Consider the following 16,175-nt stretch of genomic DNA (forward strand, 5'->3'; position numbering starts at 1 on the left):
AATGCAAGATTACCGCGAAAGATAAGGCTAAATTCAGCGCCCAAAAAGAAACAAGTTACTTCGAAGAGAGGCTATTTCCAGCCCTTCAGATTCATGCAATTGATCCATTGGCGAATATGCACACCTGAGCCCGCTTCCGGGTAATCCTCTTGGCAGTCTTTCAGGTCCTTGTTATAGGTCGCCTTATTGTTCTTGGCGGGATCCTGGTTTTCAGAAGGAAAGCTAGCGCAGGAAATCATCATCCCCAGCATTGAGATTACCAAGCAAGCCTGGGCTGCTTTGAAGAATATTCTTGAGCTCATCTTCCGCCCTTGCTAGATAACTTCATATAGACACCGTGATCGCCGCAGGCACGATTAAATGCCACAGCTACTAAAGAGTCTTTTACACCTACTATGCTGCTGGATTTTTCACCGCTCACCTGAGGGGTAATTGAATACGAATTACCCTGACAATTGGCTGTGAACACATAATCCGCTTGCTTTGGAAAATCCTTGTTTAACAAGTAAGAGCTCAACCTCAGTTGGCGAATGCCTTTCTTAGCATCAACGACAGTGACTTCATTATTGATGACCTCATAAAAAACTGGTGGCTTCGCGTCGGTTGACTCGATGACGACATCCTCTTTGGAAAGTGCTACCTGCTTGTTGAGCTTCTCATCAAAGACTTCAACGGGCGCCTTCTTGGCAACCGGCGCCGGTAATGAGCTTTCTTGATGCAAGAAATAATTGATATTTTGATCATCAATAAATTTTCTGCCGCACAAGCGAGAGCGCATATAGGCCATAGCGGTTCTTGGAGCAATCTTGACCCAGCCAGAACCATTGACTGGCTTGGTGTCGCCAACTATTGGGGCTTTAGAAATAATGTTTTGGGTATATAAAGTTTCTGACCACTGGTGATTGCCAAAGCAATCAATCTTTTGGCGATAAGGGCCAACGATAGTAGCGTTATACGGAGCTAAGGCATTTTTCTCCCTAGGGGAAAAGAATGCATCAAAAGCAACAATACCCTCTTCATCCTCGCTTAAGGTGTAGGGATCATAAAACCAGATTTTTGATCTCGATTCTGCCAACAAAATCCAAGTGCGATCTGCAAAATCTTTTTGATTCAGCGCCGGAATGTAAAAGAAAGGAGATTCCACCTCTTCACTCATAGCCATCTGGTAATCCTGTCGCTGGGGGCCGACTGTGCAGCCAACCAGCGAGACGATTAGCAGAATGAGGAGTTTTTTCACAAGCCTATTTTCGGTTAATGAGAGCCAAGAACTCACGACGCAAATTAGAGTCTTTTAAGAAAGCGCCGCGCATGACACTATTGATCATCTTAGAGTCGCGGTCTTTAACCCCACGCCATTGCATGCAGAAGTGATCGGCATCCATCACGACAGCTACGCCAATAGGTTTGATCTTTTTCTCGAGCATGTCTGCTAGCTCTACTACCGCTTCTTCCTGAATCTGCGGGCGACACATTACCCACTCGGTCAAGCGTGAGTATTTGGAAAGGCCAATCAAAGCAGACTCCTTGCTTGGCAATACTCCAATCCAGATGCGGCCCATGATGGGGCATAAGTGGTGGGAGCAGGCGCTACGCACCGTAATAGGCCCAATAATCATGAGCTCATTTAAACGGCTCACATTCGGAAACTTCGTTAAGGTCGGTTGATCTACATAGCGACCATTAAAGACCTCTTGGACATACATCTTCGCTACACGACGACTAGTATTTTGAGTGTTGTGATCATTTTTAGTATCGATCACAAGACTTTCTAGAACAGCCTGCATCTTCTCCGCAACTTCATCCACCAAACCCTCCAGCTCACCCGGCTTAATAAATGCAGAGATATTGTCATTCGCATGAAAACGTGCTTTTTGCGCCTCAATACGACGACGAATGACTACTGATAAAGGAGTGCCAGCATCTTCTTTGCTGTTTACTTTTTTCGTCACAGCTTTACTAGCCACTTTTTTGGCTGGTGTTTTTTTAATGGGCATATAAAGTTTTTGTCTCGAATATTTTAAGAATAAGTTTTGTATTTTTTGTATTTAAATCTGGAAGAACAAGGCAACTACGCAAATCATGCCAAATAACCAAACTGTGGAACGAGTCGTTGGCCAGTCAGCGATGTAGCAAACCAGATACGCAATGCGCGCAAGCACAAAGCCCATTGCTAGCAGATCAATTCTGTCTTGTGGGGCATGCGCTACGGATGCAATGATGACAGCGGCAAAGAATAAAGGGAGCGACTCAAATATATTGGCTTGAGCCGCATTGGCGCGCGCCCTAAAGCCAGTTTGTTTAGCAAGCCATTGTCTTGGCATGCCATTGTCATAGCCTTCAAAGCCTTTTTTGGCGATACCTGCAGCAACGTAGGGAAGTAATCCCATAAAGAGAACGCACGCATAAGCTATAGTCATGATGGCCTTATTAAAGTGAAGTTATTTGTGAGAAGTGGGAGTACTTATTTTGGAGTCTTCTTACTACCAATGCGGCTCTCAGTACCATTTAGCAAATTTTGTATATTGCTACGATGACGCCAAATAAGCAGTAAGCAAACGATCAGTAATGCAATGCCCATCGGCTGAAAGCCGAATAAGAAAACAAAATAGATTGGACCAAATATCGCAGCAGCCAATGCAGCCAGTGATGAGTAACGCATAAACATGGCCACAATAATCCAAGTACTCAGTGTGGCTAATCCCAAAATCCAATTAATGCCAAACAAAATACCGCAAGCGGTTGCCACACCTTTGCCACCCTTAAAGCCGTGGAATATAGGGAAAAGATGGCCCAAGAACACCGCGATGACTACCCCGCATAAGAGCCAGGAGTTCATGGTGGAGGTGAGTGAATCATCGCCAAGCAAAACTCGAGCCAGCATGACAGCAAAGTAGCCCTTTAGAGCATCACCAATCAGAGTTAGCACTGCGGCTAATTTATTGCCGGTGCGCAGCACATTGGTTGCCCCAGGATTGCCCGAACCATAAGAGTGAGGATCTGGTAAGCGCATGCATTTACTAACCACTACTGCAAAAGAAATAGAGCCTATTAAATAGGCAATCGGGATAAGCAAGAGATCTAAAGTAAGGTCCATACCGCTATCTTAAACACTTATTAAAGGGCTAAGTGGAGATGCCCTCTAGAGGACTTCAAGGAATATTAATGCGAATAGCTGTAAATGCTGTTGCGCACAATTAAGGGCACCGCAAAATCTATTATTCTCCGCAATTTTTGCGGATTAAAAGAAGCTAATCACCGCATTACTCAGATTATTAAGCACCCCGAGGATGATGCTGTTGATGGATGGATTTAAGCCTCTCCCTCGCCACATGGGTATAGATCTGGGTAGTGGAAATGTCTGCATGCCCTAAAAGCAGCTGCACCACCCTTAAATCCGCCCCATGGTTCAGCAGATGGGTAGCAAAAGCATGGCGCAAGGTGTGGGGGGATAGCGCCACCGGAATATTCGCTACCGTTGCGTAGCGCTTAATCAGCGCCCAGAATGCCTGGCGGGTTAACCCAGTGCCAGTGTGACGACCCACAAAAACAGCATCGGTCGTTTTACCCTCTAGCAAAGGAGTACGGGCTTCTGCTAAATAGCACCTTAACCACTGCCCCGCTTCACCACCAAAAGGAACTAAACGCTCTTTGCCACCCTTACCATTTACTACGCGCACCACACCCTCATTCAAACCAAGAGCAACCGTTTTTAATGAAACGATTTCTGAAACGCGTAAGCCACTGGCATACATCAACTCCAACATGGTGCGATCACGCAGGCCTAATGGCGTTTCAATGTCGGGAGCATTAAGTAAAGCAGTGACTTGATCTTCGCTTAATGTCTTCGGAAAACGGAGCGCTTGTTTAGCGGCACGTAATCCAATACAAGGATCACTCTTGACCAAATTAATGCGGAGTGCGTGACGATAAAAGCGTTTGAAAACCGTTAAGCGCCGATTAGCAGTAGTAGCTTTATCAGCACGTCGATGCGCGATATAGGCTGTGAGATCTCTTTCAGTCACCCGGTACAGATCAGCTCCAGAGTCTTTATATAGCCACTGGGCCAATAACAATAAGTCTCTGCGGTATGCGGATAAGCTGTTTTGAGCCAAGCCATCTTCTAACCAACAAGCATCGCAGAAGCGCTCAATGGCCTCTTGGCTTATTACAGAAATTGGGGGCGTATTTTTTGTCATAACACTTTAGATTTAGTGGGTATCCATAAGGGATTATTTATCTAGATCCCGCTAAAGCATCCATCTTTGTGATGCTATCGATTGCATGCTGCACGATAAGCTGCCTCAACAGCACGAAGAATCGTTGCATGCAAAGTGCCTAGCTTTGGCGTATTGCCATGCGGACTTCTAGTGGGCACCTTAAAGTAGCGCTCAGACCACGGCAGATCCACAATAACCTTGAAATCGAACTTTGTATCGTAGGCCAATCCTGCAAGCGCATAAGCGGCTGGATGATTCATTTTAGTGATTGCCACCTCACCTACTTTTAGCCTATTCAGATTTTGGGATGTTCCATACACCACGCTGACCTGATTGCCATCATCCCGTTGTTCAACATTGAGGACAATCGCTGGCCTGGGCTTGAGTCCCGGTTCACTATCGGGAACCTCTGGAAATAAACACCAAACGATATCGCCAGGCGCGGGTAGCGCCCAAGTACGACTCATTTAAACAGCGCGTCACGTGCAAGCAGCTTGCCTTTTGGTAGGTGCTTGGCCGCATCCTTGCGTAAGGCCAAGACTTGTTTTGCTGTCAACGGGCCATCATCAGGAGCGTATGAGGGCAAAACATCCGTAGCAAATTTTGACAAGGCCATATGGATAACCTGCGTTTCATTCACATCGAGTTCTTTAGCAATTGCTTTAACCGTTGTTCGAGTCACGCCAAATTGAGTATCTTTAGAACGGAATTTGACCAATAGATTTTCGTTTGAAGCTCTCATCATGGCACCTCGTTGTTATATATATTGAGTATATACAATTTTTGATGCAAAGGCAACTTTCAAACCCCTAAAACACACGAGGATTAGCCCCAGTCAACAGTAAATGCTGGGTGTCTGATTAAATTAACTCCTAAATTCGAATGACCGAGTAAAGCTCCATGGGAGCTTTACTCATCACCCTAAATACTTTATTTGAGTCAAAACCATCAAGGCACCATTCACCTCCCAAAACCTGCTTTCGTCAAGCAACGGCGGGAATGGGTTTAAGTGCCTTCATTGCGCCCCAAGCCTTATCTTAGTCGCGGAAATTATTAAAGCCCAATGGCGCTTCGGTGACTTCTTTTTTCAATAGAGCCATCGTTTCTTGCAAGTCATCACGCTTGGCACCCGTGACGCGTACTGCATCACCCTGAATGCTGGCTTGCACTTTGAGCTTGCTATCTTTAATGATGCGCACTACTTTTTTAGCCAGGTCTGAAGTAATACCCTTTTGGATCTTCATGGTCTGTTTGCGCTTGTCGCTACCAATAGTTTCTGTTTTGTCATCTTTGAGATAACGCACGTCCACATTGCGCTTAGCCATTTTGCTAATCAACACATCACGCACTTGGCCTAATTTAAAGTCGTCATCGCCAAACAAGATTAAAGTTTCATCCTTTTGCTCTACACGGCTATCGGAGCCCTTAAAGTCAAAACGATTAGTAATTTCTTTATTAGATTGCTCAACAGCATTTTTGAGTTCAATCATGTCCGGCTCGCAAACTACGTCAAATGTTGGCATTTTTACTCCCTATGTATTTTGGTAAATATTCAAGCAATCTTCATATTTTCTAGATATTTTGGCGACTCTTACAAGTTTTGCACCCCAAAAAATATGCGCTAGATTCTTTTACGAATAAGATTGTGGCATGAACCGTGCTCAAAATGCGCCCCAAGCAGCAAAATCAATACCCAATTTGGGCTTGAAGCAGCGCAATACCTTTGGCTTTGACGCCAATGCAGAGCTAGCCTACGAAATTACCGCGTCCGAGCAAATTCCGGGAGTCATCTCCGATATTGCTGCTCAAAAACTAGCATGGCGTGTTTTGGGTGGAGGCAGCAATGTCATTCTCCCAGCCAAGCTGCCGGGGGCTACCCTTCTCATGAACATTGCCGGACAAGAAATTATTGCCAGCGATGCGAGTGCCACCCTTTTAGCTGTCGGTGGTGGCGTGAATTGGCATGAACTTGTTGCTTGGACCCTAGAGAATGATCTACCCGGTTTAGAAAACTTAGCGCTCATCCCTGGAACCGTTGGAGCAGCACCAATTCAAAACATTGGCGCTTACGGTGTTGAAATCGGCGATTACATCGATCGTATCGAAGCCTTTGATACAAAAGATCATGCCTTTGTCACCCTCGCAAAAGAGGCCTGCCACTTTGCTTATCGCGATAGCTACTTCAAGCAAAATCCCCAGCGCTTTATTGTGACAAAGGTCGTTTTTAGAATCCCCAAGAGCTGGAATGCACGCATTCATTACGCGGATTTAGCAAAACAATTTGCTAAAAACTCCAATCCCAGTGCAGAAGAAATTTTCCTAGCAGTTTGTAAGATCCGTACATATAAATTGCCTGACCCGAAAGTGATCGGCAATGCAGGCAGCTTCTTTCAGAATCCGATTGTTCCAAATGAACAATATGAAACTTTGCTCCAATCCCATGCTGACCTAGTGTCATATCCCGATGAACCAGGCAAGCGCAAGCTGGCGGCTGGATGGCTTATTGATCAATGTGGTTTTAAGGGTCAGCGCATGGGCTTGGTCGGCGTTTATGAAAACCAAGCACTGGTGCTAGTCAATCATGGTGGCGGTAGTGCTCAAGACATTCTTGGTCTTGCTAAATGCATACAAGACAAAGTACGCGCAGAGTTTGGAGTCAGTTTACAGATTGAGCCAAATATTTTCTGAGCTAGATTTAAAATCTATCTCACATTTGCTAGATCTAATAGTTCTGGATACTGCTTTAGCAATGCAGTCTTACCTTGGTTTAAACGCCTTACCCAACCAGGACCACGTGAAATTGCATCAGTCCATGCCTGTCTCACTAAATCACCATTACCTCCATCAAATAGCACTTTGAAAATTGCTGCAGCTTGACCCAAGTCCTTGTTTGCTTTTACACGCTCATTAATAGGACGCTCCCCATAAACAATTAACTTATGTATTGCGTAGCGCTCAGGGGCCGGGATATTCACAATACAAGCGCCACCCCCCTTAGATAAGAGAACAGCCTGCGTGGTACTTACCAGGGAAAACTCCATAAATTTTAGGCATTCCAGAGTCAGACCCAATTCAGGCAACACTACCGGCCCACCACTTCTAGTTTGTGGAGTTACAAAATCTAGTCGCAACTCTGGGTCCTTAGGATTTCGATATTGTGCGCCTGTTTTTCCTGAAAACTCAGCAATTGGCAACAGCCCCATCTCCAAGGAATTTAAAGCATCGTGCACCGAGATTTTCACATTTGCACCCAGCGCAATTGAAACATTTTTTCCCGCATGGGCAAAATCTACATCCATTGTTGTATTAGATGATAACCATTTCACACCCAACATATTTCCCATAGCAAGAAATGCATGTGTCCCAATTAATATCCCACCGGCACTAAAAAAACCATACTGCCGCAAACGATTCACTACGCGAAAGTGCTTAGTTAACGCAGACCCACAGCCAAGCACCTCCGCAGATTGTGCCAACCCTTTAATCCTACTTAAATAATCTCCCGTCTTCAAAGCTTGATATTTTTCAATGAGGTGAGTCACGCGCTGATCTTCAGGACCTACGTAAGCCATACGACCTACGCCATCAATATCACGATAGCCGTAATAAATATAGGCTTTACCTTTTTGAACCTGCTTGTGAAATGCACCCGGCAATTCTTTAAATTGATCAATATTTTGAATGCGTAATTGATCCTGCAGTTCGGCATAAGCCGTTTGAGCGGACAAGGAAAGTGGTTCATATAGCTTGGTACTCACGTTGTTATTATACAATAAATTATTTGTATAATAACCATTTTCCTGCATGGCTTACAAGGTCATTTAGACTGTTAATATAGCCTTTTGTTCCATATCTAGAACCATCATTTAATAAGGTTAAAGATTTTTGGATAAATCTAGATAAGCTCATTTTTAAGATAAAAGTCCTCATTGAGATATCCAGCGGTATTAACTAAAAATGGTCCCAAGATTCTGGTGACATTCATTGACATTCCAGAGGCGATTACTTTCGGAAGAAATAAATCTGACGCCCTAAAACATGCGGTTGATGCACTTCAAACAGCATTGTCATTTTATTTGGAAGCTCAACTGCCATTACCAAAGGCTAGCAGATTGAAGCGGGGGCAAAAATTAATCTGCGCTTGCAAATCACGTATTAATTTCCACCCCAAATACTAATAAAACCAAAAAAATTATGGCGCTTGTGCTGGACCCAGACTTGGCGCTTTGGCTGGAGCAGCAACCCCAACAAATATCACCATGCCATCACCACCAGGATTGGCATCATTTAGGTTTACATCATTAAAAGCGCTTGGCTTCCAATTATTCGCAGCCCAAACATTACCGGCCATATCTGTATTTACTGAAGTCAATCGCATCAAGGGTAAGTAGGATGGGGGTGCGCCTGTTCCGTATAAAGGTTGCCCAGAATTCAGTAGGACCTGGCTACCTGCAGATGGGAGGGTGTAGCCAGTGCTAGGAGTAATCGCAGTACCCATTGCTACGCCTGATGGACAGTTTGATGTCGCACCACAGAGTTGCACGATGCCATAACGCGCGCTAGCGGATGAAGTGCCAAAGTTAGCAACCCAAACATTTCCCTTGGCATCCAATGAAATACCCCATGGGCCATTGATGCCTTGCCCTGTATATGCCCCCACAATCGTGCCACTGGAGTTAATCGCATAAACCGTAGAAGTGGAGCCTGCTGCAACCCAAGCATTACCGAGCGAATCTACGGCCACACCTTTTGGGTTGCTACCGCTAGGCAGCATGACTGTAAATAATTTAGAGATGCCGCCATTGCTATAGCGCATTTTAGAAACCGTATCCGACCCTGTATAGGTGACCCACGCATATCCGTCAGTAGTGATCGCCATGCCAAAAGGCTCTGTATTGCTATCTACATAACTAACAGGATTAGTAGTCTGATTGGGATAAACAACGACAGCATTGTTACCGTAGCTCGCCATCCAAATATTATTTGATTGATCTACTGCAGTGCCCTGCACTCTCAACAATCCCGAGGTATATCCAGCAGCAGGAGAAATAGGTACGCCAAGCGAAGAAAGCTTTGCTACTGCTCCATTAGTCGGAAGATTATTACCCCAACCAAAACTACCCGACCAAATATATCCAAGCTTATCAATTGCTATTCCAAAGCCAGAGCCTAAAATGCCGCCGCCGGTAATGGGTGATGTGGGAGTCGAAGTAGATCCATTAGCAATTCCATTGGCTGGCTGACCATTCGGCTTGAGAACCACTAAGCAATTTGTAGAGTTTGGTGTTCCTTGAATGACATTGTTATTAATCCATGCATAACCATTGGCATCAAACGTCACATTAGCTGGACCGCCAAAAGGACAGCTGCTGCTACCGGTGTTATTGACCTTGACCGCCATAGTCCAAGCATCAAGCTTTTGCAAAGGCGCTGAAGAATTTGGCCCCTGGCTAGCGTTCAGTGCAGGCGAATAACTAGTTACAACACTACCCAAGTTATAGATACCGCTTACATTGACCGCAGGATTTAAGGCGATATTCACAACCGCCTGCAAAGTCGTTGTTGGAGTAACTCCACTTGCAGCAGGTGTTAGAGCAAATAAATTAGTACAGGCATTTGCGATACCCTGAGTGCATCCCGCCAAGACATTGGCCAAAGTGCCAAGCGCACTCCAGGTATTGGTTTCATAACCGTTAGGCGAAGTCTGAATGACTGTAGATGCAGAGCCAGATTCTGCCGAAACTAAATTCTCCGCCATTCCCGCAGCAATACTCAATGGCAGAGCACTACCGGCTACTGAATAGTCATCGCGAAATAATTGCGCGAAGGCATAAGCAGATGCCACGGTAGTGAGCTCATTAATGCGCACTGCAGATAACGGCCCCGTCCCTAAGCTTGCCATTAACTGGATGCTTGGAGATTTGCTAGCTACCGCATAGTAAGTAATCGGATTGCTGCTTGTATTAGCAGAATTGCTGGGTACTTTGACAGAAAAATTACCGGCGCTATCTGAAGTGGTTTGAGTCACAACCGATGGCGTACCAGACTGAATTTGGTAAATCGTAACTGTGGCTCCACCAATAGCGATCGGTGTTGAACCCCCACCCGAACTCACTACACCATTAATGACAGTGCTATTACCAGAACCACTGCTCGGGCAACCCATCAGTATGGCAATCAAGAATGATGTGCACGTTAATGTAATCAACCTTAGGATTAGTCGCTGCATACTATTTGGTTTCCACTGGATTTACTTCTGAAAATTCTACGTCTGCCTGCCCCTCGGCTAAACGTATTTGGTAGCTATTGCTTACAGTCAACTCCGAAGGCTTGCGCACCGCATGTAACTCTTCTTTGTTTTTACTCAGAATGACTGCATAACCACGCTCTAATGTCCGCTGCGGATTGAGCATCTCTAGTTGGGATTGATGGTGGGATTGATTGCGCTTCCAATTTTCCATACGTACAAACCAGGCCTGATTCAGGCGTTGCTGCCACCCTTGAATTTGCTCCCTCATCCGATCTGGATTAGGCAAGGCATGACTCAAGCGAAGCGCTAGTTGATCTAATGTTTGTGCCTCGCGCTCAACTCGTTGGTTAATACGTTGGAGCAAAGCCTGCATGATGGCGTCAAGCTCTTGTAACATTTGATCTCGGCGTGGTGCCGCTAACTCAGCAGCGCCAGTTGGTGTTGGGGCCCGTAAGTCTGCAACAAAATCCGCAATAGTGAAATCGGTTTCATGTCCAACACCGCTCACTACTGGAATAGATGAATCTGCAATCGCATAAGCAAGTTGTTCATCATTAAATGCCCAGAGATCTTCAATACTGCCACCACCGCGGACTAACAAAATGACATCCACCGCTTGTTCTTTTTCAGCAGCTTTGAGTGCGGCAATAATTCCGGCGGGTGCATCAGGGCCTTGAACCAAGGTTGGGTAAATCACAATCGGAATATGCGGCGCTCTTCTCGCTAAAGTACTCAATACATCTTTAAGTGCTGCCGCTTGCGGTGATGTGATGATGCCGATTGATCGCGGATGCGTTGGTATCTCGCGTTTGCGCTCATCATCAAACAAACCTTCTTTGGCGAGTTTGGCCTTCAACTTTAAGAAGGCTTCATATAGACCGCCCATGCCAGCGCGACGCAAAGTCTGAATCGTGAGCTGAATATCCCCACGAGGGACATACATGCCTAGGCTGGCGCTGACTTCTACCAAATCCCCCGATTGCGGCATAAACCCAACCTGGCCATTCCGACCACGGAACATGACGCAACGAATCTGACCTTCTGCGTCTTTTAATGAGAAATACCAATGCCCGCTGTCATAAGCCTTGAAGTTAGAAATCTCCCCGCTCACCCAGACCGTATCGAAACGATCCTCTAAAGAGGCAGCAATGGCGCGGTTTAGATCGCCAACACTCAGAATTTCCCTTGATATTTCCGACATTTTTTCTCTTTAATCTCACAACCATCTGGCTTAGGCGCCAATAAATATCCACAGATACAGATTCACTTTAGGTTTCATGCTTATAAGTAAGTAATTACTGACCCAAAACGTCTCATAAATCCAACATCTAAAATACAAGCCATTGATTTATATAGGAATTAATTAGTCCAATAAATTCGATTTGAGCCAATATAAAACCCAGCCAACCATCTATCAAGGACTTACAGAGCAAACTCAAAAAAGTTTTGCACAGAGTTATCCACAGGCTAGCTTTCCCAAACAGGCTTTTTAATTCAGCTAAAGTACTGAGCTTATGTACTCCATCTTACTATCCGCTGGCTGGCCTATTTGGCCCCTCCTCATCATTTCCATATTGGGCTTAGCGATCGCCTTAGAGCGTTGCTGGTATCTACGTCAAACGCACATATTCCCCAAAAATTGCCTGGAAAGCGTCTTTTCTCTTGCAAATCAGTTGGTTGGGAACAAATCCAACGTTTCTGAGCAGCAGATTGGGGAATTGGCCAACCTTTCTCCTGCAAGCCCTTTATTGGCATGCGCACTGAGAGAGAAGTTATCTGGCAGTAATGCTGATGCCGCACTGGAGGAGCTACAAGTGACCGCACAAAGCACTTGGCTAAAGTTGGACCGCTATCTTGGTGCGCTTGCCACGATCGCCACAGTCGCTCCGCTATTAGGTTTATTTGGCACTGTCGTGGGCATGATTGAAATCTTTGGCAGCCAAGGCGCGATTAATGGTGCTGCTGGCAGTCCGCAACAATTGGCCCACGGTATATCAGTTGCTTTGTACAACACGGCATTTGGACTATTGATTGCTATTCCTGCATTAGCTGCTTGGCGTGGTTTGCGCGCAATGGCCAATCAACGTCAACGTGAATGTGAAGAATTTACTCGTCAACTGTTTAAGAAACTTTATCCAAACGACGCTGTTGACATTTCAAAATGAGTTGGCTAGAAACACACCCACGAGCTAAGAGAAGATTTTCTCTCGGGGGTAGTGCTACACCTGTAGAACCAGAAATCAATCTGATTCCTTTTATTGATGTGTTGTTGGTAGTCTTAATCTTTTTGATGATCTCTACGACATTCACACGTTATCAAGAGTTAGCCATTACTTTACCCACTGCTAATGGCAATGAGAGCCAAGCAGAGGTCAAGCAAATTCATATTGCAGTCAGTCGCGATGGCCGCTTCGCAGTGAATGGCAAAGTGGTAGATCGATCACTACTCAGCAATACATTAACTCAGCTAAATGGACAAAGCAGTCAAAAGGAAGGTACCAGCTCTCTACAAGTCAATATTGATGCCGATGCCAAAGCGCCTCACCAAGCTGTGATGAGCGCACTGGAGGCGGCACGTGATGCCAACCTCTCCAACATTGTCTTTAGCAGTCAAACCAAAAAATAACTTCAGAACAAAGAAAAATATTTTTCATGTCCTTTTCTTTTTTCCGTAAAGCGCCTAAGTTTTGGGAAAGGCGTGGCCCCACTAGCTTATTGCTATGGCCACTCTCTTGGCTTTATGGCTTGGTGATACGCATACGCAAGTTAATTCTGGATACGGGCTTAGTAAAGCAACAGCCCGCTCCAGTACCAGTCATTATTGTAGGCAATATTCGCGTAGGCGGAACTGGCAAGACGCCTATCGTGATCGCTCTAGCAGAACGCCTTAGTCACCTTGGATGGAGGCCTGGAATTATTAGCCGGGGCTATGGATCTTCTTCGCAAATAACACCCCTACAAGTACGCAGCGATTCTGACCCTACCCTTGTTGGCGACGAACCGGTCTTGATTGCAAAGCGTACACATGATCAATTTCCGATTTGGGTTTTTCCAAAGCGTCAAAAAAGTATTGGGGCTTTGCTGAAGCATTCGCCTAATGTAAACGTCATCATTAGTGATGATGGCTTGCAGCACACTGGCTTAGCACGCTGGCCTGCTCGTGAAGGTGGTCGCGATATCGAACTTGTGGTTCGTGATGGACGCGGTGAAGGCAATCGCTTTTTACTTCCTGCCGGCCCATTGCGCGAACCCGCCACACGTGAACGCGATGCCACGCTCTTTACTGGGAAAGCAAAAGGTCTTGAATCTAAGCTTGGTCCTCAAGACGAATACTTTTTAGGCCGTCGCGCATTCTCGCTCTTGGGTAATTTGGGAAATGCCTATCAATTGACCAATCCCGTAAATACGCAGACGCTTGCTCAAATTGCGGACAGCTATCTACCAAACAAAATTACCGCTGTTGCCGCCCTGGGTAATCCACAGCGCTTTTTTGATGATCTACTCAAACAGGGCATTGCCGCTAAATCGATTCCTTTGCCGGATCATGCGACGTATACCCCCGAGTTCTTTGAGAAGATCAATGCGCAATGCATCCTCATTACCGAAAAGGATGCTGTGAAATGCGCAGCCATTACAGATGAACGTATTTGGGTGGTACCAATGACTCTCGCCCTCCCGGATAGCCTGGCTGACTGGCTGCAATCGATCCTGCAAAGACCCAGTCCTTATCGCTACACCTTGTAGATTTAGCTTACATAGCACTACACTGTGTCATCCCCTATTTAGATCACCATTAAAGAAATCATGGATAAACGACTGCTCAATATTTTGGTTTGCCCTTTGTGCAAAAGCCAATTACATTTAAACGCCGAGAAACATGAGCTCATTTGCAAAGCCGATCGCTTGGCTTACCCGATTCGGGATGATGTGCCGGTAATGCTGGTTGAAGAAGCACGCAGCCTTAGCGCTGATGAAATCGCTTAAGTATTGACCACTCAATCTCAATGAACGCTGACTCTAAAGCTCCTGATTTTTTAGTGGTGATTCCAGCTCGCCTGGGATCCACTCGTTTACCGAGAAAGCCTCTAGCCGACATCGGTGGCAAACCGATGGTGATTCGCGTGGCTGAACGCGCCAAGCAATCACTCGCACAAAGCGTTGTAGTGGCAACGGATTCACCAGAGATACAAGCTGCATGTGATGAGCACCGTATTGATTGCTTACTCACTAGCGCAGAACATCCAACCGGAACCGACCGCATTGCAGAAGTTGCGCAGCTACTGAAGCTACCTAGCAATGCATTGATTGTGAATGTGCAAGGCGATGAGCCACTCATTCCACCTGAATTAATCAATCAAGTTGCCAGCACTTTGGCTAAGCATCAAGAGTGTGCTATCTCCACAGTTGCCGTACCGATTACCGATGCCACAGAGATCAATAATCCCAATGTGGTGAAAGTGGTTCTTAACCGCTCCGGTGAAGCGCTCTACTTTTCCAGAGCGCCGATTCCATTTGTGAGAGATCCTCAGACAAACCAAAAAATCGAGCATTTACGCCATCTGGGGATCTATGCCTATAGGGCTGACTTTTTACAGGCCTACACCCGTCTAGAGCCAGCACCTCCAGAGCAGGCTGAAGCTTTAGAACAGCTACGCGCCCTCTGGAATGGTTATCGCATAGCCGTTCATACCGCCTCTGAAGCCCCGCCTGCTGGGGTCGACACCCCAGAGGACCTCGAAAGAGTGCGCCAGTTACTGGCTAGCTCCTAAGCTAATACGTTAAAACCTCAGTAGTTTGGAGCTTCTCGGGGATAATCCTAGGCAATAGGTTTCTAAGATCCCGACAAAATACGGGACAATGACAGCTCTTCTAAGGGGAAAACAATGCGGTTGATTCTGCTCGGTGCACCAGGTGCTGGAAAAGGCACACAAGCTCAGTTTATTTGCGAAAAATTTGCTATTCCACAAATTTCCACTGGCGATATGTTGCGCGCTGCTGTGAAAGCAGGAACTGAACTCGGTATTGCAGCCAAAAAAATTATGGATGCAGGTGGCCTTGTATCTGATGACATCATCATCGGCCTGGTTAAAGATCGTTTGACTCAACCTGATTGCAGCAAGGGTTATTTGTTTGATGGTTTTCCAAGAACCATTCCTCAAGCACAAGCCATGAAAGATGCTGGCGTTCCCATTGATTATGTTTTAGAAATCGATGTGCCATTTGATGCCATCATCGATCGTATGAGCGGACGTCGTGTTCACCCTGCCTCTGGCCGTACTTATCACATCAAATACAACCCGCCAAAAGTTGCAGGTAAAGATGATGTGACTGGCGACGATCTCATTCAGCGTGACGATGACAAAGAAGCAACTGTTCGTAAGCGTCTTCAGGTTTATGACGACCAAACCCGTCCATTAGTGGAGTACTACTCCTCATGGGCTACGCAAACTAACTCAGCAGACAAGGTAAAGGCACCAGCGTATCGCAAGGTAAGCGGCACTGGTAGTGTTGAAGACATTACCGCCTCTATTTTTGCTGAACTGAAGTAATTCAATTCGCATTAGTAAAAAAGGACTGCATTGTGAACTGACCCACAAAAGTTGGACAGTTTTGTTAGGTTACCAGAAGGGATTGAGTTCGGTAATGAACCGGGCTCAATCCCTTTAGTTTTTGTTTGATCCGATCATGGTTGTAGTAGTGGATGTATT

Annotated in this window: 20 protein-coding genes; 7 read left to right on the top strand and 13 right to left on the bottom strand. The window is 45.8% G+C overall.

The features are described 5' to 3' along the window. Positions 1-71: 71 nt before the first annotated feature. The 9 genes from ICN39_RS10480 to ICN39_RS10520 form a co-directional block, all read right to left on the bottom strand. Positions 72-302 carry a hypothetical protein gene (locus ICN39_RS10480; RefSeq protein ID WP_216234028.1) on the bottom strand — a complete coding sequence of 77 codons (231 nt, stop codon included), beginning with the start codon at positions 300-302 and terminating at the stop codon, positions 72-74. Beyond that, a complete protein-coding gene (locus ICN39_RS10485; protein ID WP_216234030.1) occupies positions 299-1,237 on the bottom strand; it encodes a hypothetical protein in 939 nt (312 codons plus the stop codon). Before ICN39_RS10485 ends, ICN39_RS10480 begins: the two co-directional genes overlap by 4 nt. Before the next feature lie 4 nt (positions 1,238-1,241). Continuing rightward, entirely contained in the window at positions 1,242-1,994 is a 753-nt protein-coding gene (folE, locus tag ICN39_RS10490; protein ID WP_216234034.1) for a GTP cyclohydrolase I, read from the bottom strand. A 51-nt stretch (positions 1,995-2,045) separates the two neighbouring features. Continuing rightward, positions 2,046-2,417: an MAPEG family protein gene (locus ICN39_RS10495; protein WP_216234036.1), complete on the bottom strand. Its 372-nt coding sequence runs from the start codon at positions 2,415-2,417 to the stop codon at positions 2,046-2,048. Between the two features lie 44 nt (positions 2,418-2,461). Continuing rightward, positions 2,462-3,094: a glycerol-3-phosphate 1-O-acyltransferase PlsY gene (gene plsY, locus ICN39_RS10500; RefSeq protein WP_216234038.1), complete on the bottom strand. Its 633-nt coding sequence runs from the start codon at positions 3,092-3,094 to the stop codon at positions 2,462-2,464. A 178-nt stretch (positions 3,095-3,272) separates the two neighbouring features. Beyond that, positions 3,273-4,196 (bottom strand): site-specific tyrosine recombinase XerD, encoded by a 924-nt coding sequence (gene xerD, locus ICN39_RS10505; RefSeq protein ID WP_216234040.1) that lies wholly within the window; start codon positions 4,194-4,196, stop codon positions 3,273-3,275. A gap of 74 nt (positions 4,197-4,270) precedes the next feature. Further along, complete coding sequence (locus tag ICN39_RS10510; RefSeq protein WP_216234042.1) at positions 4,271-4,684, bottom strand: type II toxin-antitoxin system PemK/MazF family toxin; 414 nt, start codon at positions 4,682-4,684, stop codon at positions 4,271-4,273. Continuing rightward, the gene (locus ICN39_RS10515) at positions 4,681-4,962 is read right to left on the bottom strand and encodes a hypothetical protein (RefSeq protein ID WP_216234059.1); all 282 of its coding nucleotides are present in this window, start codon (positions 4,960-4,962) and stop codon (positions 4,681-4,683) included. Before ICN39_RS10515 ends, ICN39_RS10510 begins: the two co-directional genes overlap by 4 nt. A 292-nt stretch (positions 4,963-5,254) precedes the next feature. Continuing rightward, entirely contained in the window at positions 5,255-5,740 is a 486-nt protein-coding gene (locus ICN39_RS10520; RefSeq protein WP_072583283.1) for a YajQ family cyclic di-GMP-binding protein, read from the bottom strand. 127 nt (positions 5,741-5,867) lie between these two features. Between ICN39_RS10520 and murB the strand changes: the two genes are divergently transcribed. Continuing rightward, positions 5,868-6,905, top strand: a complete 1,038-nt coding sequence (gene murB / locus ICN39_RS10525; protein WP_216234044.1) for a UDP-N-acetylmuramate dehydrogenase — start codon at positions 5,868-5,870, stop codon at positions 6,903-6,905. A gap of 14 nt (positions 6,906-6,919) precedes the next feature. Here murB and ICN39_RS10530 read toward each other — a convergent pair whose 3' ends face one another. The 3 genes from ICN39_RS10530 to xseA form a co-directional block, all read right to left on the bottom strand. After that, positions 6,920-7,975: a GSU2403 family nucleotidyltransferase fold protein gene (locus ICN39_RS10530; protein WP_370623736.1), complete on the bottom strand. Its 1,056-nt coding sequence runs from the start codon at positions 7,973-7,975 to the stop codon at positions 6,920-6,922. A 434-nt stretch (positions 7,976-8,409) separates the two neighbouring features. Beyond that, positions 8,410-10,398 (bottom strand): hypothetical protein, encoded by a 1,989-nt coding sequence (locus ICN39_RS10535; RefSeq protein WP_216234046.1) that lies wholly within the window; start codon positions 10,396-10,398, stop codon positions 8,410-8,412. Between the two features lie 49 nt (positions 10,399-10,447). Beyond that, a complete protein-coding gene (xseA, locus tag ICN39_RS10540; protein ID WP_216234048.1) occupies positions 10,448-11,668 on the bottom strand; it encodes an exodeoxyribonuclease VII large subunit in 1,221 nt (406 codons plus the stop codon). A 313-nt stretch (positions 11,669-11,981) separates the two neighbouring features. On the opposite strand from xseA, the gene ICN39_RS10545 reads away from it, so the two are divergent. The 6 genes from ICN39_RS10545 to adk all read left to right on the top strand — a co-directional run bounded on the left by ICN39_RS10545 (position 11,982) and on the right by adk (position 16,016). Continuing rightward, positions 11,982-12,632 carry a MotA/TolQ/ExbB proton channel family protein gene (locus ICN39_RS10545; protein ID WP_216234049.1) on the top strand — a complete coding sequence of 217 codons (651 nt, stop codon included), beginning with the start codon at positions 11,982-11,984 and terminating at the stop codon, positions 12,630-12,632. Next, positions 12,629-13,093, top strand: coding sequence for a biopolymer transporter ExbD (locus ICN39_RS10550; protein ID WP_216234050.1), 465 nt, complete (start codon positions 12,629-12,631; stop codon positions 13,091-13,093). The genes ICN39_RS10545 and ICN39_RS10550 overlap by 4 nt, the downstream gene beginning before the upstream one ends. 26 nt (positions 13,094-13,119) lie before the next feature. Beyond that, positions 13,120-14,211: a tetraacyldisaccharide 4'-kinase gene (gene lpxK / locus ICN39_RS10555; RefSeq protein WP_216234053.1), complete on the top strand. Its 1,092-nt coding sequence runs from the start codon at positions 13,120-13,122 to the stop codon at positions 14,209-14,211. 60 nt (positions 14,212-14,271) lie between these two features. Further along, positions 14,272-14,451 carry a Trm112 family protein gene (locus ICN39_RS10560; protein ID WP_072583288.1) on the top strand — a complete coding sequence of 60 codons (180 nt, stop codon included), beginning with the start codon at positions 14,272-14,274 and terminating at the stop codon, positions 14,449-14,451. Positions 14,452-14,471: 20 nt separating this feature from the next. Beyond that, the gene (gene kdsB / locus ICN39_RS10565; protein WP_216234054.1) at positions 14,472-15,236 is read left to right on the top strand and encodes a 3-deoxy-manno-octulosonate cytidylyltransferase; all 765 of its coding nucleotides are present in this window, start codon (positions 14,472-14,474) and stop codon (positions 15,234-15,236) included. A 114-nt stretch (positions 15,237-15,350) separates the two neighbouring features. Next, a complete protein-coding gene (gene adk, locus ICN39_RS10570) occupies positions 15,351-16,016 on the top strand; it encodes an adenylate kinase (protein WP_216234055.1) in 666 nt (221 codons plus the stop codon). Positions 16,017-16,080: 64 nt separating this feature from the next. Here the strand turns inward: adk and ICN39_RS10575 are convergent. After that, positions 16,081-16,175 (bottom strand): IS3 family transposase (locus ICN39_RS10575; protein WP_216234057.1); only part of this gene is annotated, 95 nt, incomplete at its 5' end.

This window comes from Polynucleobacter sp. AP-Reno-20A-A9, assembly GCF_018882085.1.
Taxonomy (GTDB): Bacteria; Pseudomonadota; Gammaproteobacteria; order Burkholderiales; family Burkholderiaceae; genus Polynucleobacter.